Annotated in this window: 25 protein-coding genes; 21 read left to right on the top strand and 4 right to left on the bottom strand. The window is 53.4% G+C overall.

The features are described 5' to 3' along the window. Positions 1-66 precede the first annotated feature (66 nt). Together MKZ07_RS16885 and MKZ07_RS16880 are read left to right on the top strand one after the other, a co-directional pair. The gene (locus MKZ07_RS16885) at positions 67-321 is read left to right on the top strand and encodes a hypothetical protein (protein WP_036695714.1); all 255 of its coding nucleotides are present in this window, start codon (positions 67-69) and stop codon (positions 319-321) included. A 233-nt stretch (positions 322-554) separates the two neighbouring features. Continuing rightward, positions 555-1,316, top strand: coding sequence for a SagB/ThcOx family dehydrogenase (locus MKZ07_RS16880; RefSeq protein WP_036695716.1), 762 nt, complete (start codon positions 555-557; stop codon positions 1,314-1,316). Positions 1,317-1,323: 7 nt separating this feature from the next. Here the strand turns inward: MKZ07_RS16880 and MKZ07_RS16875 are convergent, their stop codons facing one another. Further along, positions 1,324-1,854, bottom strand: a complete 531-nt coding sequence (locus tag MKZ07_RS16875) for an NAD(P)H-dependent oxidoreductase (RefSeq protein WP_036695719.1) — start codon at positions 1,852-1,854, stop codon at positions 1,324-1,326. 186 nt (positions 1,855-2,040) lie between these two features. On the opposite strand from MKZ07_RS16875, the gene MKZ07_RS16870 reads away from it, so the two are divergent. From MKZ07_RS16870 to MKZ07_RS16860, 3 genes are read left to right on the top strand one after another with little or no spacing between them, the layout of a single operon-like run. Further along, a complete protein-coding gene (locus MKZ07_RS16870; protein ID WP_036695721.1) occupies positions 2,041-2,397 on the top strand; it encodes a winged helix-turn-helix transcriptional regulator in 357 nt (118 codons plus the stop codon). 58 nt (positions 2,398-2,455) lie between these two features. Next, positions 2,456-2,878, top strand: coding sequence for a MarR family winged helix-turn-helix transcriptional regulator (locus tag MKZ07_RS16865; RefSeq protein WP_076160010.1), 423 nt, complete (start codon positions 2,456-2,458; stop codon positions 2,876-2,878). Positions 2,879-2,930: 52 nt separating this feature from the next. Continuing rightward, entirely contained in the window at positions 2,931-3,767 is an 837-nt protein-coding gene (locus MKZ07_RS16860; protein WP_036695722.1) for an alpha/beta hydrolase, read from the top strand. A gap of 104 nt (positions 3,768-3,871) precedes the next feature. Here the strand turns inward: MKZ07_RS16860 and MKZ07_RS16855 are convergent, their stop codons facing one another. Then, positions 3,872-4,057: a hypothetical protein gene (locus tag MKZ07_RS16855; protein WP_036695723.1), complete on the bottom strand. Its 186-nt coding sequence runs from the start codon at positions 4,055-4,057 to the stop codon at positions 3,872-3,874. A gap of 251 nt (positions 4,058-4,308) precedes the next feature. Further along, positions 4,309-4,749, bottom strand: a complete 441-nt coding sequence (locus MKZ07_RS16850; RefSeq protein WP_036695724.1) for a hypothetical protein — start codon at positions 4,747-4,749, stop codon at positions 4,309-4,311. Between the two features lie 255 nt (positions 4,750-5,004). Between MKZ07_RS16850 and MKZ07_RS16845 the strand changes: the two genes are divergently transcribed. Genes MKZ07_RS16845 through MKZ07_RS16835 form a run of 3 tightly spaced genes read left to right on the top strand, consistent with a single transcriptional unit; the run spans position 5,005 to position 7,512 of the window. Continuing rightward, a complete protein-coding gene (locus MKZ07_RS16845; protein ID WP_036695727.1) occupies positions 5,005-6,003 on the top strand; it encodes an ABC transporter substrate-binding protein in 999 nt (332 codons plus the stop codon). Beyond that, positions 5,984-6,766 (top strand): ABC transporter ATP-binding protein, encoded by a 783-nt coding sequence (locus MKZ07_RS16840; RefSeq protein WP_036695729.1) that lies wholly within the window; start codon positions 5,984-5,986, stop codon positions 6,764-6,766. Before MKZ07_RS16845 ends, MKZ07_RS16840 begins: the two co-directional genes overlap by 20 nt. Continuing rightward, positions 6,760-7,512, top strand: coding sequence for an ABC transporter permease (locus MKZ07_RS16835; protein ID WP_036695734.1), 753 nt, complete (start codon positions 6,760-6,762; stop codon positions 7,510-7,512). The genes MKZ07_RS16840 and MKZ07_RS16835 overlap by 7 nt, the downstream gene beginning before the upstream one ends. Positions 7,513-7,649: 137 nt before the next feature. On the opposite strand, the gene MKZ07_RS16830 is transcribed toward MKZ07_RS16835, so the two are convergent. Beyond that, positions 7,650-8,477 (bottom strand): TerC family protein, encoded by an 828-nt coding sequence (locus MKZ07_RS16830; RefSeq protein ID WP_036695740.1) that lies wholly within the window; start codon positions 8,475-8,477, stop codon positions 7,650-7,652. Positions 8,478-9,148: 671 nt separating this feature from the next. On the opposite strand from MKZ07_RS16830, the gene nifB reads away from it, so the two are divergent. The 13 genes from nifB to MKZ07_RS16765 all read left to right on the top strand — a co-directional run bounded on the left by nifB (position 9,149) and on the right by MKZ07_RS16765 (position 24,532). After that, positions 9,149-10,516: a nitrogenase cofactor biosynthesis protein NifB gene (gene nifB, locus MKZ07_RS16825; protein WP_341026654.1), complete on the top strand. Its 1,368-nt coding sequence runs from the start codon at positions 9,149-9,151 to the stop codon at positions 10,514-10,516. 6 nt (positions 10,517-10,522) lie between these two features. After that, positions 10,523-11,389: a nitrogenase iron protein gene (gene nifH / locus MKZ07_RS16820; RefSeq protein ID WP_036695744.1), complete on the top strand. Its 867-nt coding sequence runs from the start codon at positions 10,523-10,525 to the stop codon at positions 11,387-11,389. A gap of 33 nt (positions 11,390-11,422) precedes the next feature. Then, entirely contained in the window at positions 11,423-12,880 is a 1,458-nt protein-coding gene (gene nifD, locus MKZ07_RS16815) for a nitrogenase molybdenum-iron protein alpha chain (RefSeq protein WP_036695747.1), read from the top strand. Further along, a complete protein-coding gene (gene nifK / locus MKZ07_RS16810) occupies positions 12,877-14,436 on the top strand; it encodes a nitrogenase molybdenum-iron protein subunit beta (protein ID WP_036695752.1) in 1,560 nt (519 codons plus the stop codon). Before nifD ends, nifK begins: the two co-directional genes overlap by 4 nt. A 215-nt stretch (positions 14,437-14,651) precedes the next feature. Beyond that, positions 14,652-16,016, top strand: coding sequence for a nitrogenase iron-molybdenum cofactor biosynthesis protein NifE (gene nifE, locus MKZ07_RS16805; RefSeq protein WP_036695754.1), 1,365 nt, complete (start codon positions 14,652-14,654; stop codon positions 16,014-16,016). Then, positions 16,006-17,334: a nitrogenase iron-molybdenum cofactor biosynthesis protein NifN gene (nifN, locus tag MKZ07_RS16800; RefSeq protein WP_036695756.1), complete on the top strand. Its 1,329-nt coding sequence runs from the start codon at positions 16,006-16,008 to the stop codon at positions 17,332-17,334. Before nifE ends, nifN begins: the two co-directional genes overlap by 11 nt. Continuing rightward, the gene (nifX, locus tag MKZ07_RS16795; protein WP_036695758.1) at positions 17,309-17,719 is read left to right on the top strand and encodes a nitrogen fixation protein NifX; all 411 of its coding nucleotides are present in this window, start codon (positions 17,309-17,311) and stop codon (positions 17,717-17,719) included. Before nifN ends, nifX begins: the two co-directional genes overlap by 26 nt. After that, complete coding sequence (locus tag MKZ07_RS16790; RefSeq protein WP_036695761.1) at positions 17,703-18,269, top strand: DUF269 domain-containing protein; 567 nt, start codon at positions 17,703-17,705, stop codon at positions 18,267-18,269. Before nifX ends, MKZ07_RS16790 begins: the two co-directional genes overlap by 17 nt. 35 nt (positions 18,270-18,304) lie before the next feature. Next, positions 18,305-19,057 carry a HesA/MoeB/ThiF family protein gene (locus tag MKZ07_RS16785; protein WP_036695772.1) on the top strand — a complete coding sequence of 251 codons (753 nt, stop codon included), beginning with the start codon at positions 18,305-18,307 and terminating at the stop codon, positions 19,055-19,057. Then, complete coding sequence (locus MKZ07_RS16780) at positions 19,054-20,196, top strand: homocitrate synthase/isopropylmalate synthase family protein (protein ID WP_341026648.1); 1,143 nt, start codon at positions 19,054-19,056, stop codon at positions 20,194-20,196. Before MKZ07_RS16785 ends, MKZ07_RS16780 begins: the two co-directional genes overlap by 4 nt. A 202-nt stretch (positions 20,197-20,398) precedes the next feature. Then, complete coding sequence (locus tag MKZ07_RS16775) at positions 20,399-21,169, top strand: Cof-type HAD-IIB family hydrolase (protein WP_036695776.1); 771 nt, start codon at positions 20,399-20,401, stop codon at positions 21,167-21,169. A gap of 514 nt (positions 21,170-21,683) precedes the next feature. Then, positions 21,684-22,568, top strand: coding sequence for a BclA C-terminal domain-containing protein (locus tag MKZ07_RS16770; RefSeq protein WP_341026644.1), 885 nt, complete (start codon positions 21,684-21,686; stop codon positions 22,566-22,568). 257 nt (positions 22,569-22,825) lie between these two features. Continuing rightward, positions 22,826-24,532 (top strand): glycoside hydrolase family 13 protein, encoded by a 1,707-nt coding sequence (locus tag MKZ07_RS16765; RefSeq protein WP_036699929.1) that lies wholly within the window; start codon positions 22,826-22,828, stop codon positions 24,530-24,532. The last annotated feature ends 103 nt before the right edge of the window (positions 24,533-24,635 follow it).

Raw genomic sequence — 24,635 nt, 5'->3', positions numbered from 1 at the left:
ACATAATGATAAATGAATTCATTAGAACCACTTTTTTATCGATGGCTACCCGGGAGGTGTGAAAGAATGAAATGGCAGCAAGTAGGAGAATTGTTTCCTGACCAATTTGTTTTGCTTTCCATTCTTGACTATCGCGAGGAAGATGATAAGAAAATTATAACGGAAGTAGCTCCTGTTCGTGCAGTATCTGAGAAGAACGCCAACCAGGAATTTTTCAGCGCCGGACCTGGCAATCTTGTCTATCACACTGCCAATGAGGAGTGCGTTATTCATCTGCGCAGAGACCCATTGATGAGAGTGAGGCCCATGGTTTTATCGTAGATATGCAAAAGATGGAGTTGCGTTCGCTTTAATGATATCGCTTCCATGCTTCAAAAGTGAATAAACCAAGTGACTGCCGCCGGGAAAGGGGGCCTCATTTGGTCTTTTTTTCAAGCTGGACAGTCATCGCTGCAAAAATAGCTTTGCATTTGTAAAGATAGTGATTATAATCACAAACTAATTCGAATCACATGATAAATTTATAGGATCAAGGGACGCCAGGAGGATTTATAATGACAAGATACGAACAACAGAGACAACTGCTGAAATCGAATTTTCAAGAATTCAAGCATATCCGAACAGACAAGATTAAGGGCATCGCGCAGCCGCCGATTGTGAAGTCCTATGATGAAGAGGCGCAGATCATTGATTTGCCTGAGGTCAGCCGGGACGTTGTGAGTCAGAACAATATTGTGGATTGCATCGGCCAGAGAAGGAGTACAAGATTCTATTCAGCCGACACGCTAAGTCTGGAGGAGCTATCCTATTTACTATGGGCCACCCAGGGCATTACCGGGATGAGCAAGAACGGACTGACTCTGCGGACGGTACCGTGTAGCGGGGCGACCCATACGTTTGAGACCTATCTGATGATTATGCGGGTAGAAGGAATACAGCAGGGCATTTACCGATACCTTCCTGTGGAGCACAAGCTGTTGTTTATGTTTGAATTAGACCAGCTGGAACAGAAGATTGATGCGATCACGCTGGAGCAGCCCTTTGTCCCCAACTTCGCCAAGAAGGCTGCCGTTCTGTTCGCCTGGAGCACTACGCCGTACCGGTCTGAATGGAAATATGATATCTCCGCGCACAAAAAAATTCTCATTGATGCCGGGCATGTCTGCCAGAATCTGTACCTGGCCAGTGAATCCATCGGGGCCGGAGCTTGTGCCATCGGAATCTATGATCAGCAGCTGATTGATGAGGTGCTCGAACTGGATGGCGAAGAAGAATTTGTAATCTACATGGGCGCGGTCGGGAAGAAGCGGGAATAGCGGCATATTACCGGTTCCGAAGGATATACTCCCAATAATCCAACGCACTCTGATTAATAACATCGTCACTCGCCTGGAAGGAAGCGCCGAACACGGCCAAGTAAGGCAGGGCGGTTGCGCCGACATGGATGGCACTGGCCTGGAACGGGGCGATGATCTCATCTACTGTAAAAGAAACAGACCCGGCCGGCTGGTAGTTTTCCTTTTTATCGCCGATGGTCATAGCTATGCCCAGCTTCTTACCCTTCAGCTTGTTGCCGCTCGAGCCGTAAGCCCAGCCGTGAGTGAACACATCGTCCAGCCATTTTTTCAGCAGCGGGGGGTAGCTATACCAATATAAGGGGAATTGGAAAATAATCAGCTCGTGCCCCTCCAATAAACGCTGCTCCCGCGGAACATCGATGCTCCAGTCCGGGTACTCCTTGTAAAGCTCATGGACCATAACGTCCTCCGGATGCAACAGCAGCTCTTGTCTCCATCTCCGGTTCACTCTTGAAGCCTCTATATCGGGGTGTGCCAGGATTACCAGGGTTGTCATTAGGGATCACCTTTCCGGTGTATAATTTGTGTTGTGCAGCTGCTTCTATTATTTTGTAGGTTCCTGAAAATGTAAATACACACAATGAAGTAACAAGGTTACCTCAAGGTGTGCACTAGACTTTACAGGATATTGTGGCATGCTAAGAGAAGCAGGGTTCAAAATTAAGACAGGGGAGGTGCCGGGATGAAGCAATATCATTTAGGGATCGAGGCGACGCTTGAGATTATTGGCGGGAAGTGGAAGTCGCTGATCATATGTATACTGATGTCGGGAACGAAGAGGACGAGTGAACTGCAGCGCAGTATTCCGGGTATCTCGCAAAAGGTTCTGATTCAGCAGCTTCGCGAGCTGGAACGGGACGGGATCATCGGCAGAGTGGTTTATAGCCAAATGCCGCCCAAAGTGGAATATTACATCACCGAGTATGGGATTACTGCTAATGAGATCATTGACCTGATGTGCTCCTGGGGGAGAACCAATATTGCGATCCGGCAACAGCGGGGCGAGGAAGTCATGCTGTTTGATAAGGACCCCGAATAGGAGCACACGGAAATATTGATCTATTGACATTAGTTTGATATCAAACTATAATTCGTTTATGGAAACCAGAGATGCTATTTCACTTATATCCAAGATCCGCGAGAAGGTTAACCGGTTCATCGTACAAGAGCTGGCGAAGCAGGGAGTAAACGGCATTGCCACCTCACACGGGGATATTCTGTATGCGCTGCTGTCTAAGCACAGACTCACCATGGCCGAGATCTCGGCACATATTCATAAGGACAAATCTACAGTTACAGCACTTGTGGATAAGCTGGTCCGGCTGGGACTGGTTATGAAGGAGAGGGATCAGGAGGACACCCGGTACGTATATGTTACTCTAACCGGGAAGGGGAAGGAGCTGGAGCCGGTATTTGAATCGGTCTCTTCTGCCATACTGAAGCAGTTCTACCGCGATATCACGGAAGAAGAGCAGAAGATTTTGCTGACGATTTTAATGAAAATCAATCATAATTTCTAAAAAAATTTGTATGATAGTTTGATATAAAACTATAAATGGAAAGGACATTACAATGAGAGACTACATTGATGAATTACCGCCGCATACAGAGAAATATGTCGGTGAGCATGATGTTTACCTGGAGATTTATAAGGGAGAGGAGGCGCGGGAAGGCCAGGAACAGGAGAATAAGGTACCCCTACTGTTTGTGCATGGTGCGTATACCGGAAGCTGGATGTGGAGCAAGTACATTCCCCATTTCATTAGCGAAGGCTGGACCTGTTATGTGATGAATCTGAGAAGTCATTACCGGAGCCGGGTGCTGGATATGACGCAGATTGCCTTTGAAAATTATTTGGAGGATATCCATGAAGTAGTGCAGGTGATCCAGGCTGAATGCGGAGTTACTCCTGCCCTGATCGGGTTCAGCATGGGCGGGATTCTTAGCCAGAAGGTGGCGGAGACAGCCGGTCTGGCCGGACTTGTGTTGATTGATTCAAGTCTATGCAGAGAGGTACATGAGGAGGTTCCTTATACGGATATCGTTAAGATAATGCCGGGTAACGTAGTACCCGCTCCGGTTCGCGAAGAGGAGACCAGCCTGGATGAGACGGCAGAAGACATAGCGTTTCAGCGCAAATACCTGACGATGGAGTCCGCCAAGGCATTTCGGACTTTTTCTTATCATTTCGGGGCAGCTGGGGTATCCGTAGACAGCGGGTCCATTACTTGCCCTTGTCTGGTGATCCATGCCGTTAACAGTGATGAAGATGAGCGCCGGGGCAGAGCCAATGCAGCGTATTTCCGCGCAGCCTACGCAGGTCTTTGGGGCACCACCCATACCGGCCTGCTCGTAGGACAGCGCTATCTGGAAGCAGCAGAGACGATCCTGCGGTGGTTAGCAAGATAATGTAGTGCAGCAAATAAAAGGCCGCCTGAACCGGGATGCTCCCGTTCCTTAGCGGCCTTAACCTGATAGGTGAATGGTATTCTATATATACATCTAATTGAAAATTAGTGAAATTTGACGGTCTTGATGCGTGATTCCTGTTCGTAAGTAAGCGGACTTGGGGTTGGCGGTGTGTGCAGATGACGATGTGCGCTATATTCCATCTTCCGGTAATCTTCTTCTCCGGAAGCCATGCCCGGCTGCCACATCCCGGTTACCCAATTCTTCAGTTCCTTAATTCCTGCCAGCATTGCATTCATCCTCCTTGGCGATGAAATACGGTAATGAACCTCTGGTACATCTATTTTGGTTACGCTTTCATTATAGCATACATAATCCAAAAAGCAATGAAATGTCCGCCTGATAAAGACAAATAAATAAGGAATAATGTTGTGATAACTGGGTTTGTATTTGTATAAGAGAATAATGTCCTTGTGTGATGGACTATATGAGGGCAACAAAAAAGCGGCAGCCGGGAGGGCGGTCGCTTCGGGGCAGGATGTTATGCAGAAGCAGCTAAACGTTTCAATTCAGCTTCCTGATCTATAGAACGCCGGGCCAGTATATCGAGCGTGGCGTCGTGTCCTCTTAGACTTCGGTCGATCCGCTCCAGAGAATCCCGGCCAGCAACGACTTCAGCGTTGACTTCGGACACCGCTTGTTGAATCAGTGGAATTAGCTTCGTATCTTCCTTGATGCTTTCGATATCAGCCTTGACGGTAACGATATCATCCTTGATGGTAACGATGTCGGCCTTAATGTTAACAATTTCATCCTTGATGATCACAAGCTCGGCCGTAATTTCAGACTTGAATGTAGCGAATTCTGACTGAAGATTTTTAATATCGGACTTCAATCCAGAAATCTCGGACTTCATTCCGTTAATTTCGGATTTTACGCCTTGCAGCTCGGTAAGAATCTGCTGGAGAATTACATCGCTCATAGGGCACAGCTCCTTAGATAGGGTAGGAATAGGACTGCTGCTTGAAGGGGGGATACCTGGGGAATAGGTACAGGTCATTATAGCATATTTGCGTCATTATTGGGTGCTGCTGTAAAAAGAATTCCATGAACCTATTGGACATTAGAGAACTGATACTTAAATTTATAAATATACAAAATAGGACAATGGGTGTACTATGTATGTGAATAAATTCGCATGAAGCGTAACCGATAAGAGATGGGGGAATTAAGATTCATGAAGACAAGAAACTGGAAACACCTTATGAAGCTGGTCGTGCTGACTGCGGCTGTCAGCGTGACAGCTGCCGGATGCGGTAGCGCAAATCAGGCAGGAAATGCCAAGAATGCAAATACAGGAGCTGCTGCAGCTGCACCTGCTGAGGCTGTTACGATATCGCTGGGACTGCTGCCATCCATCGATGCGATTCCTTTTATTATTGCCCATGAGCAGGGATTTGATCAGAAGCATCATGTGAACCTGGATATCCAGACCTTCAAGAGCGCGAAGGATCGAGATGTGGCTTTTCAGGCGGGTAAGGTAGATGGCCTCAGTGCGGATCTGGTGGCGATCTCGATCTATAATGAAGCAGGACTCGATGTGAAAATCACCAGCACGACCACAGGTGAATTCGACCTGCTGACCGGAAATGATGAAGTGAAAGAGGTAAAGGATCTGAAGGGGAAAACCGTAATCCTGTCCAAGAATACCTCGACCCAATATACCGCCGCCATGATGCTTAAGCAGGCAGGCCTGACAGAAGCCGATATTACCGTAACGGAAGTGCCGCAGATTCCAACGCGTCTGGAGCTGCTTAAGAATAATAAGGCGGATGCGGCAGTTTTGCCGGAGCCTTTTGTAACCATGGGCCGTACTGCCGGTCTGCGCGTTCTCAGCTCCACCCATAGTGCGGGGATCAATCCGTTTGTGCTGGCTTTTCCGCAGAGTGCCATTGATGCCAAGGGTCAGGGAATTCGCGATATGTACGCTGCTTATGATGAAGCAGTCGATTATATGAAGACACATGATCAATCGGAATATATCGACCTGATTATTAAGGAAGTGGGCTATCCCGATACGCTGAAGAATGAGATTAAGGTGCCGGAGTATCTGCCTGCGAACCAGGTGGATGTGAAGGAAGTGGAGGCTGCTTTTGCCTGGGCCCGTGAAAAAGGACTGCTGACCAAAACGCTATCGGCTGAAGATGTGATCTCCGATGTCCAGTTTAAAAAATAGCGGTCTCCGCATTCATCAGCTGCATGTAGCTTATCAGAACGGGCAGCTGGCTCTGGGTGAGATGAGCCTGACCCTGCCGGAGCACGGGATTTATACGGTGATCGGCCCCTCGGGCAGCGGCAAATCCACGCTGCTGCGGGCGATTGCCGGCCTGCTGCCCGGTTATGAGGGAGAGCTGCTCTTCAATGGCAGATCTGTCCATGAGAAGGAGACGCTGATCGGACTCGTGCCGCAGAATTATGGCCTGCTGCCCTGGAAGACGGTCAAGGGCAATATCCGGATTGCAATGCGGATTGCCCGTCCCGGCGGGGCGGGCCAGGATCGACGGGAGCAGGACCGGCAAATTATGCATTGGCTCGAAGCCATGGGGATCGCCCAGCTCGCCGGCCGGTTTCCGCTCTCGCTGAGCGGTGGTCAGCAGCAGCGCGTGGCCATTGCCCGTGCCTTTGCCATTCTGCCGACCCTTCTGCTGCTGGATGAGCCGTTCTCGGCGCTGGATGCCATTACGCGGGAAGGGCTGCAGCAGATTTTTATCGACAACTGGCAGGCGCATCCGGCGACCACACTGTTCGTTACCCACGATGTGGAGGAGGCGATTCTCCTGGGACAGAAGATTATCATCATGCTGCCCGGGCAGCATGAGCCGCCGGAGATTCTTGATAACGCCGCTATATTTGCCATGAAGCATTCCGAGAAGCGGGAGAGCGATGAATACTTCATGCAGTTCAAGAGAATCCGAAAGGTAATGATAGAGAAATGGTAAAACGACGGCATTTTATTCACCTGCTGCGCCTGCTGCTCGTTTTTGCCGGAATGAATGTTGTCTGGTATGTCGCTTATCTGCTCATGAATCACGCGATTCTGCCTAGCCCGTGTGCGGTCTATAAGGCAATGTTTCAGCTGGGGGCCCATGATGTGGCGCTGAATGTCGGCTACAGTCTGCTGCGGATCTTTGAAGGTGTGCTGCTGGCTCTGCTGCTAGGTCTGCTGGCCGGTCTGCTAATGGGCCGTTCTCCCTTCTGGAACCGGGTACTGGACCCGGTCGTCTATCTGACCTATCCGATTCCCAAAATTGCGCTCTTGCCGGTAGTCATGCTCTTCTTCGGCCTTGGAGAAACCTCCAAGGTGCTGATGATTATGCTGATTCTACTGTTCCAGGTCATTATCTCGGTACGTGATGGTGTGAAGGCTATCCCTGAGAGTACTTATGATGTCCTGACGAGTATTGGTGCCAGCACGATGCAGAAATTCTGGAATGTGACGCTTCCCGGCGCTTTATCGGTGATCCTCAGCACAATTCGCATATCGTTGGGTACAGCGATTTCCATACTCTTTTTCACTGAAATCTACGGTACGGAGCATGGCATGGGCTTCTTTATCATGGATGCCTGGCTGCGGCTGGACTACCCTGAGATGTACGCCGGAATTATGCTGTTCAGTCTGGTGGGGTTCGTGCTATTTCTGCTGGTGGATGTGCTGGATTACAGATTCATGAAGTGGCGGAGATAGCTGTTTAAGCGGGATGTGATACACCTAAGTTTCAAAAACTCAAAAAGAAATCGCCCTTTGGTAAGATGGAAAATCATCATCCATCCCAAGGGGCGATTTCTTTTATTTTATGGACCATATTTTCTTTCTAATAAAGATTATTTACCGAGCTGCTTGTCGACTTCCTTGACCGGATTCTCGCCGACATTCTCTTCGGTCTTGACACTGCTCAAGAACCAGCCTGTAGCCGCAATGATGATCAGAACTACATAGAAGGTCAGTTTCCACCAGGTGCTGTGTGCGAAGTCTTCGGACAATACACCCAGAGCAGGGTGGGCCAAGGTGATAACAGCGAGCTTAACCCCTACCCAGCCGACGATGAAGAAGGCAGCAACCTCAAGACCCGGACGGGTGTGAAGCAGCTTAACGAAGAAGGAAGCAGCGAACCGCATAATAACGAGACCAATGAAGCCGCCCGCGAAGATTACAAGGAACTGTCCGCCGTCGAGGCCGCCGATGTTGCGGATACCACTGGCAGGAAGAGCAACGGCCAAGGCTACGGCTGCGAGGATGGAGTCTACGGCAAAGGCAATATCTGCTACTTCGACCTTAAGTACGGTGAACCAGAAGCTGGCTTTCTTCTTATTTACAGCACCAGGGCTTCCGCTTTCAGCGGCGTCTTCCGTGACCGGCTTAGCGAATAACACTTTTCGGAAAATGTGATTCCCCGCGATAAATAACAGATATAGCGCACCGATGGCTTGTACCTGCCAGATGTCCACCAGGTAGGAGATGACGAACAGCGACCCGAACCGGAACACAAACGCTCCGGCCAATCCGTAGAATAACGCCTTCTTACGTTCCTCATCAGGAAGATGTTTAACCATAATCGCTAGTACAAGTGCGTTGTCTGCGGCAAGCAGCCCTTCCAGTGCTACGAGAACGAGCAATACCCATCCGTATTCTAATAATAATCCCCAATCCATTGCTGTTTCCTCCTCATGTGGTTTAGCTGCTTTTTTGAGTAAAAATACCCATGATACAACTATTGTAACCAAAACTATATAAAAAAGACCTTTACCAAACAGATTAGCCTTTGGAATAAAGGTAACCTGGTTGGTAAAGGTCTCGCTAACAAAAATTTATTGCCGATAAAACCGGAGAATATCCTCATATTCTCGTATTGACGATTTTATCTAACAGCTACTCCCCTTTACGGGATTATATGAAATTTTAGGTGATTCGTTTCTGGCTAAAAGTATCATATCCGAGTTGAGAGGCGTTGTCAATGCCTTTTGAGAACAAATATCAATAGAAAATGACAGGCCTGAAAACGGAAACATGATAAGTGTGAGCCATATAAGTTGACATATCATATGGCGAAACTGCAAACAAAAGGAAATAAAGGGCGAAATAAACGTTGGACTAATTGACGATCCCCGGTAATGAAAATATGATGAGACTAATTAAAGCGGCCAAGTAAAGGAAGTGTTAGTTAAAATGACATTAACCATACCAAAGGCCATTTGAACCGTCGCATAGGAAAAAAAGTAGATAGGCTTCGCTTACAAAACTTAAGCAGATGCTTCCGAAGCGAGTTTTACTGCGAAGTGGTTTCAAGGAGCAAATGCTCCGTAAAACTTTTAGGAGGTGGGAAATGATGCAGCCGTCATGTCTATCAAGTGAAGCGGAGGAGGAGATTAGCCGCCACCCTTGCTACAGCGAGGAGGCTCACCGGTTTTATGCCCGGATGCACATCCCGGTTGCTCCCGCCTGTAACATCCAGTGCAATTACTGTAACCGCAAGTTCGACTGTGTGAATGAGAGCAGGCCGGGCGTGGTTAGTGAGGTGCTTACTCCGGAGCAGGCGGAACGCAAGGTACGGGGAGTTGCGGCCCAACTGATGCAGCTCTCGGTAGTGGGTGTAGCCGGACCGGGAGATCCGTTGGCGAACCCGGAGCAGACCTTCGATACCTTCGCCCGGGTCAGGAAGCATGTGCCTGATGTCTCCCTCTGTCTCAGCACTAACGGACTCACGCTGTACCGGCATGTGGATGAGATTATGGAGCTGGGCATCCGCCATGTCACGATCACCATCAATGCTATCGACCCTGATGTCGGCCAGGCGATTTATCCCTGGGTGTTCGATGAAGGGGTCCGGTACGAAGGCAGAGAGGCAGCCGGGCTGCTGATCAGCCGTCAATTACTGGGACTTGAAATGCTGGCGAAGCTGGGGATTCTGGTTAAAGTGAATTCCATTATGATTCCGGGGGTTAACGATCATCATCTGACTGCAGTGTCAGCGCGGGTAAAAGAGCTCGGGGCTACGCTACACAATGTAACACCTCTTATTATCGCACCAGGCAGCCAGTATGAAGCGGATGGCCGCAAGGCGCCCCGTCCCAAAGAATTGCTTAATTTGCAGGAGCAGCTGGGCCGCGGGGGGATGAAGGTTATGCGTCACTGCCGGCAATGCCGGGCCGATGCGATCGGGCTGCTGGGCCAGGACCGCAATCCCGATTTCCCGCTCGAAGCGATGGAGGCTGAACCGGTCATTAATGAAGAAGCCCGGGCGATGTTTCAGAGTGAGCTGGACACCAAGATCCGCGAGCGAGTCTTAGCCAAACAGGCCAGACGCATTCAGGCCGGAGGGCCGAAGACACGGGTCGCGGTTGCCACCAGAGGCGGCGACAAGGTGAATCAGCATTTCGGTCATGCCACTGAGTTCCTGGTCTACGACACCGACGGAACGGATGTACAGCTTCTGGGTGTCCGCAAGATCCAAGCCTATTGCCATGGCAAGGCCGATTGTAACGGTGACAAAGCAGCTACACTGCAAGAAATTATATCGATTCTAAGTGACTGCCGCATTCTTCTCTGCTCCGGCATCGGAGAGGCCCCAAGGGCCAGCCTGAACAAAATCGGTGTCCTGCCTCTTGTCCGCAAAGGCGGCATTCAGGAAGCCATTCTCGAAAGCGTGAAGTACAGCTCTTATTTTGAAAATATAAACATTTCGAAGGGATGATGAACAATGAGACAAATAGCTTTCTACGGTAAAGGCGGTATCGGTAAATCGACAACTTCACAAAACACCCTGGCTCAGCTGGCCACCAAATTCGAACAAAGAGTCATGATCGTAGGCTGTGACCCGAAGGCGGATTCCACCCGTCTGATCCTGAATACCAAAGCCCAGAACTCCGTGCTGGAACTGGCGGCTGAGCTTGGCTCCGTAGAGGACCTGGAGCTTGAAGATGTGCTGCAGACAGGCTTCGGCGACATTATCAACGTAGAGTGCGGCGGACCGGAACCGGGGGTAGGCTGCGCAGGACGCGGGATTATCACTGCGATTAACTTCCTGGAGCAGGAGGGCGCCTATCAGGATCTGGATTTCGTCTCCTATGACGTACTGGGTGACGTGGTATGCGGCGGATTCGCCATGCCGATCCGTGAGGGCAAGGCCCAGGAGATCTATATCGTCTGCTCCGGCGAGATGATGGCGATGTACGCAGCGAACAATATCGCCCGCGGTATCCTGAAATATGCGACCAGCGGCGGTGTGAGACTCGGAGGCCTGATCTGTAACAGCCGGAATACAGACCGTGAGGATGAGCTGATTATGGAGCTGGCCCGCCGTCTGAACACACAGATGATTCACTTTGTTCCCCGCGACAACATCGTTCAGCATGCCGAGCTGCGCAGAATGACCGTAGCCCAATATAACCCTGAACACCAGCAGGCCAAAGAATATGAAATACTGGCCGAGAAAATCCTCAATAACAAAATGCTGACCATCCCTACCCCGATCTCGATGGAAGAGCTGGAAGAGCTGCTGATGGAATTCGGCATCATTGAAGATGAAGAAGCTGCGATCAAGAAGCTGCAGGCTTCCGGGCAATAAGCTCTGAGGCGAAGAGAAAAGGAGGGTCAAATCATGGGACTGAGTATTGAAGAGAATCAGAAGCTGGTTGAGGAGATTCTGGAAGCCTATCCCAAAAAGGCGCGGAAGGACCGCGAGAAGCATTTTCAGGTGGCGGATGAAAAGGCCATTGATTGCAGCACCTGTGCGGTGAAGTCCAATATCAAATCCCGTCCGGGTGTCATGACCCCGCGCGGCTGCGCCTATGCCGGCTCCAAAGGGGTGGTCTGGGGCCCAATCAAGGATATGGTCCATATCAGTCACGGGCCGGTGGGCTGCGGACAGTATAGCTGGGGCTCACGCCGTAATTTTGCGAATGGGACGCTTGGCATCGATAACTTTACGGCGATGCAGATTACCAGTGATTTTCAGGAGACGGATATCGTGTTCGGCGGGGATAAGAAGCTGGCCGTCATTATGCGTGAGATTACCGAGATGTTCCCGCTGGCAAAGGGGATCTCTGTCCAGTCGGAATGTCCGGTCGGCCTGATCGGCGATGATATCGAAGCGGTGTCGAAGAAGATGTCCAAGGAGCTTGCGATGCCGATTGTTCCGGTACGCTGCGAAGGCTTCCGCGGGGTCAGCCAGTCGCTGGGCCATCATATAGCGAACGATGCGATCCGTGACTTCGTGATGGGCCGTGCCGAGCTGGCGGAGACTGGTCCCTACGATGTGAATATCATCGGCGACTATAACATTGGCGGCGACGCCTGGGCCTCCCGCATTCTGCTGGAAGAGATGGGCCTGCGCGTTATTGCCCAGTGGTCCGGTGACGGCTCTCTGAACGAACTGGAGGTAGCCCACAAAGCGAAGCTGAACCTGATCCACTGCCACCGCTCCATGAACTATATGGTGGACCATATGGAGAAGGCCTACGGCATCCCATGGCTGGAATATAATTTCTTCGGGCCTACGAAGACATATGAGAGCCTGCGGGCGATTGCAGCACTTTTCGATGCTACGATTCAGGAGAATTGCGAGCAGATGATCGCCAGATACAAGCCGGTTATGGATGCAGTGATCCGCAAATACAGACCGCGTCTGGAAAATAAGACCGTCATGCTGATGATCGGGGGCCTGCGTTCCCGCCATACCATCGGAGCTTATGAAGATCTGGGGATGGATATCGTAGCCTCCGGTTATGAATTCGCCCACAAGGATGACTATGAGAAGATGCTCCCGATGCTTGCGGAAGGAACCATCGTCATGGATGATCCTACAGCTTACGAGCTGGAAGAAATTACGAAGAAGATGAACATTGATCTGGTAGGCTCAGGCGTGAAGGAGAAATATGTCTATCACAAAATGGGTGTGCCGTTCCGTCAGATGCATTCCTGGGATTATAGCGGCCCGTATCACGGCTTCGACGGCTTTAAGGTGTTTGCGAAGGATATGGATATGACTGTGAACAGCCCGGTATGGGATCTGGTAAGCAGACGAGGAACAATGGAGCCGAAGGAGGCGGGCGTATGAGCAGGGATGAACTGAACATTAAAGATAATACCAGCTTGTTCAAAGAAGAACGTTATGTGCAGCAGCGGGAGAACAAGAAGCAGTTCGAAGCGCCCTGCAGCGAGCAGGAGACCGCCGAAGCACTCGCTTATTCCAAGTCTGCCGAATATATGGAGAAGAATTTCAGCCGCCAGAATGTGGTGATCAATCCGCATAAAGCCTGCCAGCCGCTGGGTTCGGTCATGGCCGCACTCGGGTTCGAGAAGACGCTGCCGTTTGTACACGGGTCGCAGGGCTGCAACGCCTACTTCCGCAGCCATCTCAGCCGCCACTTCAAGGAGCCTACGCCGTCCGTGTCCACATCCATGACAGAGGATGCAGCCGTATTCGGCGGGATGAACAACCTGATTGACGGTCTGGAGAACAGTGTCGCCTTGTACAAACCGGAGATGGTTGCGATTTGTACCACCTGTATGGCTGAGGTCATCGGGGATGACCTGAACTCTTTTATCGGCAATGCCCGGATTAAAGGGGTAATCAGTGAGGAATATCCGGTAGCCTACTGCAACACCCCGAGCTTCGTCGGCTCACATATCACTGGCTACGATGCCATGATCAAGGGTATCCTGAGCTACCTCTACACCCGTTCGGGTATCGAGAGCAAGCCGGGAAGCGGGGCGGAGAGCGGAGAGAAGCTGAATGTGATGCTGGGCTTTGAGCCGTACACCGGCAACTTCGCAGAGCTGCGCAAGATTCTGGGAGCCTTCGATACCAAGTACACCATACTTGGAGACCATAGCGGGAACTACGATTCACCGGCAACCGGAGAGTATGAATACTACTACGGCGGCACGAAGCTGGCGGATGTTCCGCAGGCAGCCAATGCGCTTGCAACCCTGTCCCTGCAAAAGTATACGCTGAAGAAGACCCAGGAATATATCAGCGGTACCTGGAACCAGCAGCTGGCAGCGTTATCCACGCCGCTGGGCATTAAGGGCACAGATACTCTGCTGGCTACGATCAGTGAGCTGACCGGCCTCCCGGTTCCAGCAATGCTCACGGAAGAACGCGGCCGTGTCGTGGATGCACTGATGGACAGTCACCCTTACCTGCATGGCAAGCGGGTAGCGCTGGTAGGCGACCCCGATCTGCTTATTGGCCTGATCGGATTCTGCCTGGAGACCGGGATGGAGCCGGTGCATATTATCTGCTCGAATGGTGATGTGGACTTCAATGAAGTGAAGTTCAAGGATGAGGCCGAAGCGCTGCTGGCAGCAAGTCCGTATGGCACCGAAGCTACTGTGCATGTCGGCAAAGACCTGTGGCATATGCGCTCGCTGCTGCTGAATGACAAGGTGGATCTGGCGATTGGCAGCTCCCATCTGAAATTTGCCGCCAAGGATGCGGAGGTGCCGCTAGTGCGGGTCGGCTTCCCGATCTTCGACCGCCATCACATGCACCGTTATCCGATTATCGGATATCAGGGAACACTCAATCTGCTCAGCCTGATCGTGAACACGATTCTGCAGCAGCTTGATGATCATAACTCCGGCTTTAATTTTGAGCTGGTGCGCTAGAGCCGCTTGTCTTTAGCCATTATAAAAGGACTGGATTGCTAACCTGGCCTTCTCCTCCCCCCCGGAATATGCAGCAGCGGTTGTTGCGGCTGCACTTCATCCGGAAAGGGCGGCGAAGGGCCGGGATTCTTGCCATCATGGGCACCTGCCTCATCAGGAAGTACGCAAGATTCGTATGGAACACAAGCCTCTCAAGCGAAGGAGATGAAGAGCCGATGGACCCTTTACGGCAAGATGAATTTGATTCCCAGGCTTGCGGGAGCATAGCGCCTAAGGCGAAGCCCTGTCCAAGGCCCAAGCCGGGCGAAGCTGCTGGAGGCTGCTCCTTCGACGGAGCCCAGATCACGCTGCTGCCGATTATGGATGCTGCGCATCTGGTTCATGGACCGATTGCCTGCGCCGGAAACAGCTGGGAGAGCAGAGGCACGTTATCCAGCGGCCCCTCCCTGTCCCAATACGGCTTCGCTACGGATCTTACGGATTCTGATATTATTTTTGGCGGCGAGAAGAAATTGAAGGACAGCATTGATTATATTGCCGGGCGCTTTGCGCCTCCGGCAATATTTGTATATTCAACCTGCGTGACCGCGCTAATCGGCGAAGATATGGATGCGGTCTGCAAAGAGGCGGCGGACCGGCTCGGGATTCCTGTGATCCCGGTGAACAGCCCCGGCTTCGTCGGGAGCAAGAATCTCGGGAACCGGCTGGCGGGGGATGCGCTGCTGCAGTATGTCATCGGGACGGGAGAGCCGGAGCCGGAGACGGATCTCGGGGTTAATCTGATCGGGGAGTACAATATTGCCGGTGAGATGTGGGATATTGAGAAGCTGATGAACAGCGCCGGGATCGCCGTAACCTCACGGATTACGGGGGATGCCCGCTATAAGGAGATTACGTGGGCGCACCGGGCGAGAGTGAATATGGTGGTCTGCAGCCGGGCGCTGCTCGGCCTTGCCAAGGAGATGGAGTCAAGATACGGCATCCCGTATTTCGAAGGCTCGTTCTATGGTGCGAAGGAGACGACCTACTCACTGCGCCAGATGGCCTATCTGATGAATGACCGGGAGATGGAGCGGCGTGTGGACCGGCTCACCGAGCGGGAGGAAGCCAGGTTAAGCCAGGAGCTGCGGCCTTACCGCAAGCTGCTGAGGGGGAAGCGGGCTGTGCTCTATACGGGCGGGGTCAAAAGCTGGTCTGTCATCTCGGCCCTGAAGGAGCTGGGCGTTCAGGTCGTCGGGGTAGGCACGAACAAAAGCACGGAGGATGATGTGCGGCGGATTGCCGACCGCGTGGGCGATGATACGGAATACATTCCCGAGGGCGGGGCCAGCCGGATTATCAAGACGGTAAGAGAGCGCAAGGCGGATATTATGATTGCCGGCGGCCGCAATATGTATGTGGCGATGAAAGAGCAGATTCCCTTCATTGATATTAATCAGGAGCGCCACAAAGCGTATGCCGGATATGAAGGGCTGCTGCGGCTGGCCAAAGAGCTGACCTATTCACTTGCGAACCCGATCTGGAAGCTGGCGGCAAGCCCTGCTCCCTGGGATAAGGAGGCGCCACCCTATGACCGTTAACCGGAGAAAAAAGCCCGCATCGGTTAACCCGATGAAGATCGGGCAGTCGCTGGGTGCCGTACTGGCCTTGCAGGGCTGCTATCGGGCCATGCCGCTGATTCACGGCTCCCAGGGCTGCTCCGCTTTTCCGAAGGCGCTCCTGACCCGTCATTTCCGGGAACCGATTGCTGTGCAGACCTCGGCGCTGCAGGAGATGGATGTCATCTTCGATGCCAACCGCAATCTGGAGGAGGCGCTGAATCTGGTGCTGAGCAAGCACCGCCCGGATATTATCGGCATCATTGGGACGGAATTGACGGATGTAGCCGGTGTGGATTATCAGAACATGCTTAAGACGTATAAAAGAGAGCGGAATATGCGCGGAGGTCTCGCCTTCTCCGTGGTGCTGCCTGATTTTCGCGGATCGCTGGAATCGGGCTTCAGCTCTACGGTGGAGTCTATGATTGACGAGATGATCCAGCAGGTAGGACACCGGGGGCAAAGAAGCGTGAATACCCGGCAGATTACGCTGCTGCCGGGCTCGTTCTTAACCCCGGCCGATGTGATGGAGCTGAAGGAGATCATCTCCTCCTTCGGCTTCGAGGTGATTGCGCTGCCGGATATCTCGACCTCCTTGTCCGGCCATCTGCTTACCGGCTTCTCGCCGCTGACGCGCGGCGGGGTTCCGCTGGACTCTATGCTCCAGAGCCTGCAGTCCGGGCTGACGATTGCCGTGGGCGGCAGCATGGAGCGTCCGGCCAGACGGCTGCACAATGCCATAGGCACCCCGTATAAGGTATTCGAGGGGGCGATGGGGCTTAAAGCAACCGATGAACTGCTGCATTTCCTGCATCAGATCAGCGGGGAGCCGGTGCCGCTGCGGTATTGCTGGCAGCGGGAGAATCTGCTCGACAGCATGCTGGACGCGCATTTTCAATTTGCCGGAATGTCGGTTGTTGCCGCACTGGAACCGGATCATCTGCATTCGGTCTCGGGATGGCTGGAGGAGCTGGGCGTAGAGCAGAGGGCGCTGATCACTTCGTTCGAGACCCCGCTCATTGCGGGAATGGAGCGCGAGGTGTGGGTGGGTGATTTGGATGATGCCGAGGTGCTGGGCAAGGGGGCGGATCTCTGGATCAGCAATTCCCACGGGATTGCCGGGGCACAGCGGACGGGTGCCGCTTTCATGCCGGCCGGGTTCCCGGTCTGGAATGAGCTTGGCGCTTACATGTCCGTCTCGGCCGGGTACCGGGGAGCCATGGAATGGAGTAATAAAGCAGGGAATCTGTTAATGCAAAGGGAGGCAGGCAGCCGTGAAAGTAGCGTTCGCCACAGATGATGGAAGCCGTGTGAATGCGCATTTCGGACAGAGTCCGATGTTCGCTGTATATAATGTAACGAAAGCCGGGGCCGAGCTGGTGGAACTGCGCAGACTGTCTGCCGTACCGAACCAGGATGAAGCTGGCAAAATCGAAAGCCGCCTGGATTCTGTAGGCGACTGTACTCTGATCTTCATCATGCAGATCGGCGCATCGGCCGCTGCACGGGTAACTCGCCGGAAGATTATGCCGGTGAAGGTTCCGCTGGGCAGCCCTATCGAGGAGCAACTGAAGCGGCTGGTCGAGATGCTTCAGGGCAAGCCGCCGATGTGGCTGGCCAAGGTACTGCGGGCAGAGGAAGCGGAAGAGAATGAAGGAGGAGAAGCGGATGGAACCCATGGCTAATGAGAGTGCGGCGCTGCAGGGTATGGTGATTCCGGGAGCTGCGGCGGCAAGGCAGCGCAGTCCCAGAGTACGCAAGGAGCTGAACCCGGAGACCGCAGATGCCCTGATCCGGCGTCTGTGTCATCTGCTGGATGCCGGAGACTTTTTCGGACGTAACAGCAGCCTTCCTCCGCTGGAGAAGATCGCGAAGCTGTTCCTGGCATCGGCCGGGGATAAGGATCAATCGGAATTCAATTGTGCGGTGTCGCCCAAGGTCCGCCAGCAGGTGCCACTGCTGTTCCAGGCCATGGCAGGCGTTATGGAGGAGAGATGCGGCCTTATGATTCAGAGTACAGCAGAGATTAACGGTGAGGGCTTCGGCCGGGGGCTGCTCTACAGCGGCAGAGTCATTGTGGTGCTTAAGAGCCTGAGGGCCGGCTTTCCCTTCCCGTTCACTTCGGCTGAGAAGACGATTTCGTACGGGGTGGAGTGTATTGAAGAAGGAATGGCTTTTCTGGAGAAATATACGGAGATGACTTCAGTGCACGGCCTGCTTAGCCTGGAGGGCTAGGGAGTATACGAATTCAGTCACAGGGGGAGTCAGGAATGGAGCAGCTTGCCGGAGGTTTGGAGCTGGAACGGTACACCCGGCAGCTGAAGCTGCTCGGAGAAGACGGGCAGAAGGCGCTGAAGGAAGCGACAGTTATGGTGGCCGGAATCGGCGGGCTTGGCGGAACGGCTGCCCTCTATTTGGCGGCGGCTGGCGTGGGCCGGCTTATTCTGGCTCATGAGGGGGTGATTGTGGCCCCGGATCTGAACCGGCAGATTCTGATGGACAGTGAGCATCTGGGCCAGGAGCGGATGAGTACGGCGATTGCCCGGCTGAAGCAGCTGAATCCGCATGTTGAGATTGAAGGCTATAATTCCAGAATTGAATATCCTGCGGCATGGCCTTGGGTAGAAGCAGCCGATATTGTCATCGATGCCCGCTACGACTTCCCGGAGCGTTATGCGCTGAACCGGCTGTGTGTGGATACGAATACACCGATGGTGGAGGCAGCCATGTATGGCTTTGAAATATCGCTCACTACAGTGATTCCCGGACTTACGCCTTGCCTCGAATGCCTGTATCCGGAGTTGCCGCCGCAGTGGGAGCCGCTCGGCTTCCCGGTTCTGGGCGCCACCTCCGGGATTGCCGGTTGTCTGGCAGCGCTGGAGGCCGTAAAATGGATTACAGGGGTAGGGACAACTTACGCGGGCGTAATGCATCGCTTCAGCTCACTCGACTTCGCCTGTTATAGCGTCCGTATTGCCCGTAATCCGAATTGCGCTTGCTGCGGAGAGGGAGGTAAACCGTGAAACGTCTCAAGCTATGTGACACGACACTCAGGGATGGTGAACAGGCGGCTGGAGTTTCATTCACGAGGGCGGAAAAGCTGGAAATCGCAAAGTTGCTGTCGGAGAGCGGAGTAGAGCAGGCAGAGGTAGGCATTCCTGCCATGGGCAAGCGGGAGCAGGAGGATATTGCCGCTGTTGCTGAGCTGGGATTGCCCATGAAGCTAATGACATGGAACCGCTCAGTCCCCGGGGATATTGACAAGGCCAAGGCTACCGGCGTGAACTGGAGCCATATCTCCATTCCGGTGTCGGAGATTCAGCTGCAGGGCAAGCTGGGGCTGACGCCCAGGGAAGGTCTGAACAAGCTGCTGCGTACCGTGGAGTACGGGCTGCGGCAGGGCATGACCGTATCGGCAGGCATGGAGGATTCCTCCAGGGCGGAGTTGAGCTTCCTGATCGAAGTGGTGAATACCTTATACAAGGAAGGCATCCGCAGGTTCAGGTATGCGGATACCGTCTCGGCCCATCATCCGGGCCAGATGGCAGAGCGGGTAAGCCGGCTCCTGGGAGAAGTGCCTGGGGATGTGGAGCTGGAGGTACACTGCCACAATGACTTCGGGCTGGCCTGCGCGAACACGCTCAGCGGCATAGCTGCCGGAGCGGTGTGGGCCAGTACGACGGTGGCCGGGATCGGCGAGAGGACCGGCAATGCGGCCATGGAGGAAGTTGCCATGGCCTGGCGCTATTTGTACGGCGGGGAATGTGCGGTCCGGCTGGAGGGGCTCCAGGGCCTCGCGGACAAGGTCATTGCCGCATCCGGCCGCAGTGTCGGTGATGCGAAGCCGGTCGTAGGGCAGCTCGCCTTCACCCATGAATCCGGGATTCATGTGGACGGGCTGATGAAGGAGCAGGAGACGTATCAGTTCTTCGATCCGGCGGTGGTTGGACGGGCGCACCGCTTCGTGCTGGGCAAGCATTCCGGCAGCGGCGGCGTGGCTCATGTGCTGGAGCAGCTGGGACTTGCGGTCAGCGCCGAGACGGCCGGCCGTCTGCTGGAGAGGGTCCGGGCCTACGCTGAGGCCCGCAAGGGCACTGTGCCGGAAGTCATGCTGCTGCAGTGGCTGATGGAAGAGCAGCAGCGCGCGCAGAACGCGGTATAATATATTTTTAAATATGCGGATGCTTAAGCTGGGCTGTCCTCCATGTGGAGTGCGGCGCAGCTTTTTTTGGAATACAACGGCTGATAATATCCTGGTCTGGCAGGGTGCCCGGGAGAATAGACTCCACTTTGACGGAGGATTTTGTTACAATTTGAGCAGGCTGTAAATAGGCAGAGCGTATGTGAGAAGGGAAGGCATCACTTTGAAGAAAACGGTATTTTTCGATATTGACGGTACGATCTATGATGAAGACAAGAATATTCCGGCTTCCACCAGAGAAGCAATAGCGGAGCTGAAGAGACGCGGGCACCATGTAGCGATTGCTACCGGAAGAGCGGATTATATGTTCGAGGGGCTGCGCGAGGAGCTGGGGATTGACTCGTATGTCTCGCTGAACGGGCAGTATGTGGTCTATGAAGGGAAGCCAGTGTACAAGAACCCGATTGCGACCAGCGTGCTGGAGGAGCTGACCTTGTTCGCGGAGAAGCTGGATCACCCTGTTGCGTATACAGATACGGCGGGCATGAGAGTGAATGTGGCCGATCATGAGTACATCAATACGAGCGTCGGTTCGCTGAAGCTGGTATTTCCAACGCATGATGCGGGATATTTTCTGAAGAATGACATTTACCAGGCGATGATCTTCTGTCCGCAGGAGAGTCAGGTGGTCTACGCCGGGCGGTACCCGGAGCTGAATTTCATCCGCTGGCACCCGCTGTGTATGGATGTGCTGCCCGGCAACGGCTCCAAAGCGAACGGGATCGCGGAGATGCTGAAGGTGATCGGGGTGGAGAAGGAAGAGGTCTATGCTTTTGGCGATGGCCTGAATGATGTGGAGATGCTGGGGTATGTCGGGTATGGCATTGCCATGGGCAACGGCGAGACGGCAGCGAAGGCGGCCGCCTCCTTCATTACGAAGTCTGTCCGTGAGGACGGCATCTATGAAGGCTTGAAGATGGTCGGGCTGCTGTAGGCAGGAGAACTCGGTTGCTGTGTCTCATTTCATTGAACTTACGAGAGGATATGCTTACCTCCAGGGGCGTTGCCCGGAGTGGTAAGGCTTAGACGAGTATTCGATTGCAGTTTATGCAATCGAATACTTTTTTTGCATTTTGAACGGGTTCCATTGCACTCCATATAGCAGAAGTAGACGAACTGCGATCAAATATGATCATTGGGGCAATCGCAGGCCGGTTTACCCAAAATAAATATATGCCTACGGGATAAATGTCCATGCCCCTCTTGGGTGTATGGAGTAGGATACATAGAGTCTATAGGAGGTGAGGGATATGGGGAGTATGGAACAAAAGAGGAAAAAACGGAGTTGCACAGAGGAACATGCAGGATGCCCTCTGCCAAGAGCGAAACGTCCCGCGAGAAAACGGAAGGACAACAAATGCAACTGCAAGAAGATTATTGTCAAAAAGCAAATTGTCCGCGTTAATATTCCATTAGGTGCTTTGGGAGCAGCAGGAGCAGCAGGAGCCTTGGAGGCGGCTGGAGCAGTAGAAGCCTTGGGAGCAGCGGGGGCAGCGGGAGCCGCCGGAGCGCTGGGAGCGGCCGGAGCAGCGGGAGCCTTGGGAGCAGCGGGAGCAGCGGGAGCGCTGGGAGCGGCCGGAGCAGCGGGAGCACTGGGAGCAGCAGGAGCAGGCGGAGCGGCCGGAGCAGCAGGTGCCCGTGGAGCCGCCGGGGCTGCAGGGCTTCTGGGGGCAGCCGGAGCAGCAGGAGCGCTGGGAGCAGCAGGAGCACAAGGAGCACTGGGAGCAGCGGGCACAGCCGGAGCGTTAGGGGCCGCCGGGGCGCTAGGCGGCATCGGTCCGGCAGGCCCGGCGGGACCTGCCGGAGCAGCGGGAGCTATAGGCCCAGCGGGACCAGCCGGTGCAACGGGAGCTGCCGGGCCAGCGGGGGCAACCGGTGCTACGGGCACAGCAGGGCCTGCAGGTGCTACAGGGGCAGCGGGAGGAATTGCCCAGTTCGGTTACGTCTATAACCTTGGCGCGCAGGTAGTGCCGATTGAGGCAGATGTGTCTTTTGATACGAACGGACTGCTGACCCCCGGGATTACACATGCCCCTGGTACAACTGCAATTTCGGTAACTAATGCAGGGAGTTATGAGGTTAATTTCTCTGTGTCCGGAGTGGAGCCCAGCCAATTTGCCTTATTCGTGAACGGGGCGCAGGTTCCGGGAACAGTCTACGGTTCAGGTGCAGGAACCCAGCAGAACACTGGGCAAGCTATCCTTGCCTTGTCCTCTGGAGATGTACTGACGCTTCGGAACCACAGCTCGGCTGCTGCTGTCACATTGCAGACGCTGGCTGGAGGGACGCAAGCCAATGTGAATGCTTCGATTGTAATTAAACAGCTTGCATAGCCGGTTAAAACAGACCCGACTGCTTGATAGAGAGCGGGTTTTGTAAAGGAACGGGGTACCCGATCGGGTACCCCGCATTTTTGTGCAGCAATGATCCAAAAGGTTGGAAATCCATCAATGAAAGACGGCTCTTCTCAGCTTGATGGCGAAGGGAGCGGTGCATGCCTTTTAAAATAAATTGTTATTCACTTCAGTGAGTATGGTTAAGATATATTAAATGTCTTATACAACAGGAATCAAGAGCGGAGGCGTCTGAATTGAACCCTAAATGGTGGAAAGAGAGCGTTGTCTACCAGATTTATCCGATCAGCTTCATGGACAGTAACGGCGACGGAATTGGAGATCTGCGCGGGATCTTGTCGAAGCTTGATTACTTGCAGGAGCTCGGCGTGGATGTGATCTGGGTCTGCCCGATTTATAAATCCCCGAACCATGACAATGGCTATGATATCAGCGACTACTGCGACATTATGAAGGAATTCGGCACGATGGCGGATTTCGATGAACTGCTGCGTGAGATGCATTCCCGCGGCATGAAGCTGATGATGGACCTGGTGCTGAATCATACCTCGCATGAACATCCGTGGTTCGTGGAATCGAGAAGCTCGAAGGACAATCCCAAGCGGGACTATTATATCTGGCGCAAAGGTAAAAACGGCGGCCCCCCGAACAACTGGGAATCCTACTTCAGCGGCTCGGTCTGGGAGCTGGACCCCCGGACGGATGAATATTATCTGCACCTGTACTCCCGGTTCCAGCCCGATCTCAACTGGGAGAATCCGGCGGTCATCGATAAGCTGCACGAGATGGTGCAGTGGTGGCTGAAGAAGGGGGTGGACGGCTTCCGCTTCGATGCCATTGCCCATATTGTGAAGGCAGAGGGCTATCCGGATGCCCTGAATCCTGGCGGTACTCCGACGGTCCGCGCCTATGACATGTTCTCGAACCTGAATCATGTGCATACCCTGCTGCAGAATCTGCACGATCAGGTGCTCTATTACTACGATATCATGACGGTAGGGGAGACCTCGGGGCTTGGGCCGGAGCAGGCGCTGGATTATGTCGGTGACGGACGCCGTGAGCTGAATATGACCTTTCAGTTCGAGCATATGAATCTGGATGCCGCCTCGCCGGGCAGCGGGAAATGGGATGTGGTGCCCTGGAAGCTGACAGATCTTAAGGCGATCATCAGCGATTGGCAGACCGTCCTGCATAACCGGGGCTGGAATGCCAACTATCTGTGTAACCATGACCAGCCGCGCTCGGTCTCGCGGTTCGGCGATGACCTGTACTACCGGGTCCCGTCGGCCAAGATGCTCGCCACCTTCATTCATATGCTTGAAGGCACACCGTATATTTATCAGGGCGAGGAGATCGGTATGACCAATGTAGCCTTCGAGTCGATCGATGATTACCGGGATGTGGAGACCTTGAACTATTATGAGGAAAAGCGCAACGCCGGTGTTCCCGAAGCCGACATCATGGCCGCGATTCATACCAAGAGCCGTGACAATGCCCGGACTCCGATGCAATGGGATGATGGTGAGGAAGGCGGGTTCACCACAGGTACGCCCTGGATCAGGGTCAACTCGAACTCCCGGGAGATTAACGCGGCCAGCAGCGTCAAGGACCCGGACTCTATTTACAACTATTATAAGAAGCTGATCCAGCTCCGCAAAAAACATCAGGTCATCGTCTATGGTGAATACGGACTCTTGCTGGAGGAGCATCCCGAAATCTATGCCTATACCCGGACGCTGGAGGATCAGCGCCTGCTCGTGATTCTGAATTTCTTCGGACATGAGCCGGTCTTCGAGCTGCCGGAGGAATTCCAGACTGCCGCGAAGCTGGAGCTGCTGATCTCCAATTATGAGCCTGCCAAGGAGGAAGATCTCCAGCAGTTGAAGCTACGCCCTTATGAAGCGCGCGTGTATCTGCAGCGGTTAGATCAGGGTTCTGCTTAAGCGAACGAACCTACAACCGGATCTGGAGATGTGCAGCAGTCCCGGCGGAAGTACCGGGACTGCTGTTTGTTATGCGGAAAACTGAATACATATACGCTGCGAG

The organism is Paenibacillus sp. FSL P4-0338 (assembly GCF_038002365.1).
In the GTDB taxonomy this organism is placed as follows: Bacteria; Bacillota; Bacilli; order Paenibacillales; family Paenibacillaceae; genus Paenibacillus_AQ.
This window is presented reverse-complemented; position numbering and strand designations above follow the sequence as displayed.

Bases quoted from the DNA above. Each gene is read 5' to 3' on its own strand.
- MKZ07_RS16885 (WP_036695714.1), top strand. From the start codon at position 67: ATGAAATGGCAGCAAGTAGGAGAATTGTTTCCTGACCAATTTGTTTTG.
- MKZ07_RS16880 (WP_036695716.1), top strand. From the start codon at position 555: ATGACAAGATACGAACAACAGAGACAACTGCTGAAATCGAATTTTCAA.
- MKZ07_RS16875 (WP_036695719.1), bottom strand. From the start codon at position 1,854: ATGACAACCCTGGTAATCCTGGCACACCCCGATATAGAGGCTTCAAGA.
- MKZ07_RS16870 (WP_036695721.1), top strand. From the start codon at position 2,041: ATGAAGCAATATCATTTAGGGATCGAGGCGACGCTTGAGATTATTGGC.
- MKZ07_RS16865 (WP_076160010.1), top strand. From the start codon at position 2,456: ATGGAAACCAGAGATGCTATTTCACTTATATCCAAGATCCGCGAGAAG.
- MKZ07_RS16860 (WP_036695722.1), top strand. From the start codon at position 2,931: ATGAGAGACTACATTGATGAATTACCGCCGCATACAGAGAAATATGTC.
- MKZ07_RS16855 (WP_036695723.1), bottom strand. From the start codon at position 4,057: ATGCTGGCAGGAATTAAGGAACTGAAGAATTGGGTAACCGGGATGTGG.
- MKZ07_RS16850 (WP_036695724.1), bottom strand. From the start codon at position 4,749: ATGAGCGATGTAATTCTCCAGCAGATTCTTACCGAGCTGCAAGGCGTA.
- MKZ07_RS16845 (WP_036695727.1), top strand. From the start codon at position 5,005: ATGAAGACAAGAAACTGGAAACACCTTATGAAGCTGGTCGTGCTGACT.
- MKZ07_RS16840 (WP_036695729.1), top strand. From the start codon at position 5,984: ATGTCCAGTTTAAAAAATAGCGGTCTCCGCATTCATCAGCTGCATGTA.
- MKZ07_RS16835 (WP_036695734.1), top strand. From the start codon at position 6,760: ATGGTAAAACGACGGCATTTTATTCACCTGCTGCGCCTGCTGCTCGTT.
- MKZ07_RS16830 (WP_036695740.1), bottom strand. From the start codon at position 8,477: ATGGATTGGGGATTATTATTAGAATACGGATGGGTATTGCTCGTTCTC.
- nifB (WP_341026654.1), top strand. From the start codon at position 9,149: ATGATGCAGCCGTCATGTCTATCAAGTGAAGCGGAGGAGGAGATTAGC.
- nifH (WP_036695744.1), top strand. From the start codon at position 10,523: ATGAGACAAATAGCTTTCTACGGTAAAGGCGGTATCGGTAAATCGACA.
- nifD (WP_036695747.1), top strand. From the start codon at position 11,423: ATGGGACTGAGTATTGAAGAGAATCAGAAGCTGGTTGAGGAGATTCTG.
- nifK (WP_036695752.1), top strand. From the start codon at position 12,877: ATGAGCAGGGATGAACTGAACATTAAAGATAATACCAGCTTGTTCAAA.
- nifE (WP_036695754.1), top strand. From the start codon at position 14,652: ATGGACCCTTTACGGCAAGATGAATTTGATTCCCAGGCTTGCGGGAGC.
- nifN (WP_036695756.1), top strand. From the start codon at position 16,006: ATGACCGTTAACCGGAGAAAAAAGCCCGCATCGGTTAACCCGATGAAG.
- MKZ07_RS16790 (WP_036695761.1), top strand. From the start codon at position 17,703: ATGGAACCCATGGCTAATGAGAGTGCGGCGCTGCAGGGTATGGTGATT.
- MKZ07_RS16785 (WP_036695772.1), top strand. From the start codon at position 18,305: ATGGAGCAGCTTGCCGGAGGTTTGGAGCTGGAACGGTACACCCGGCAG.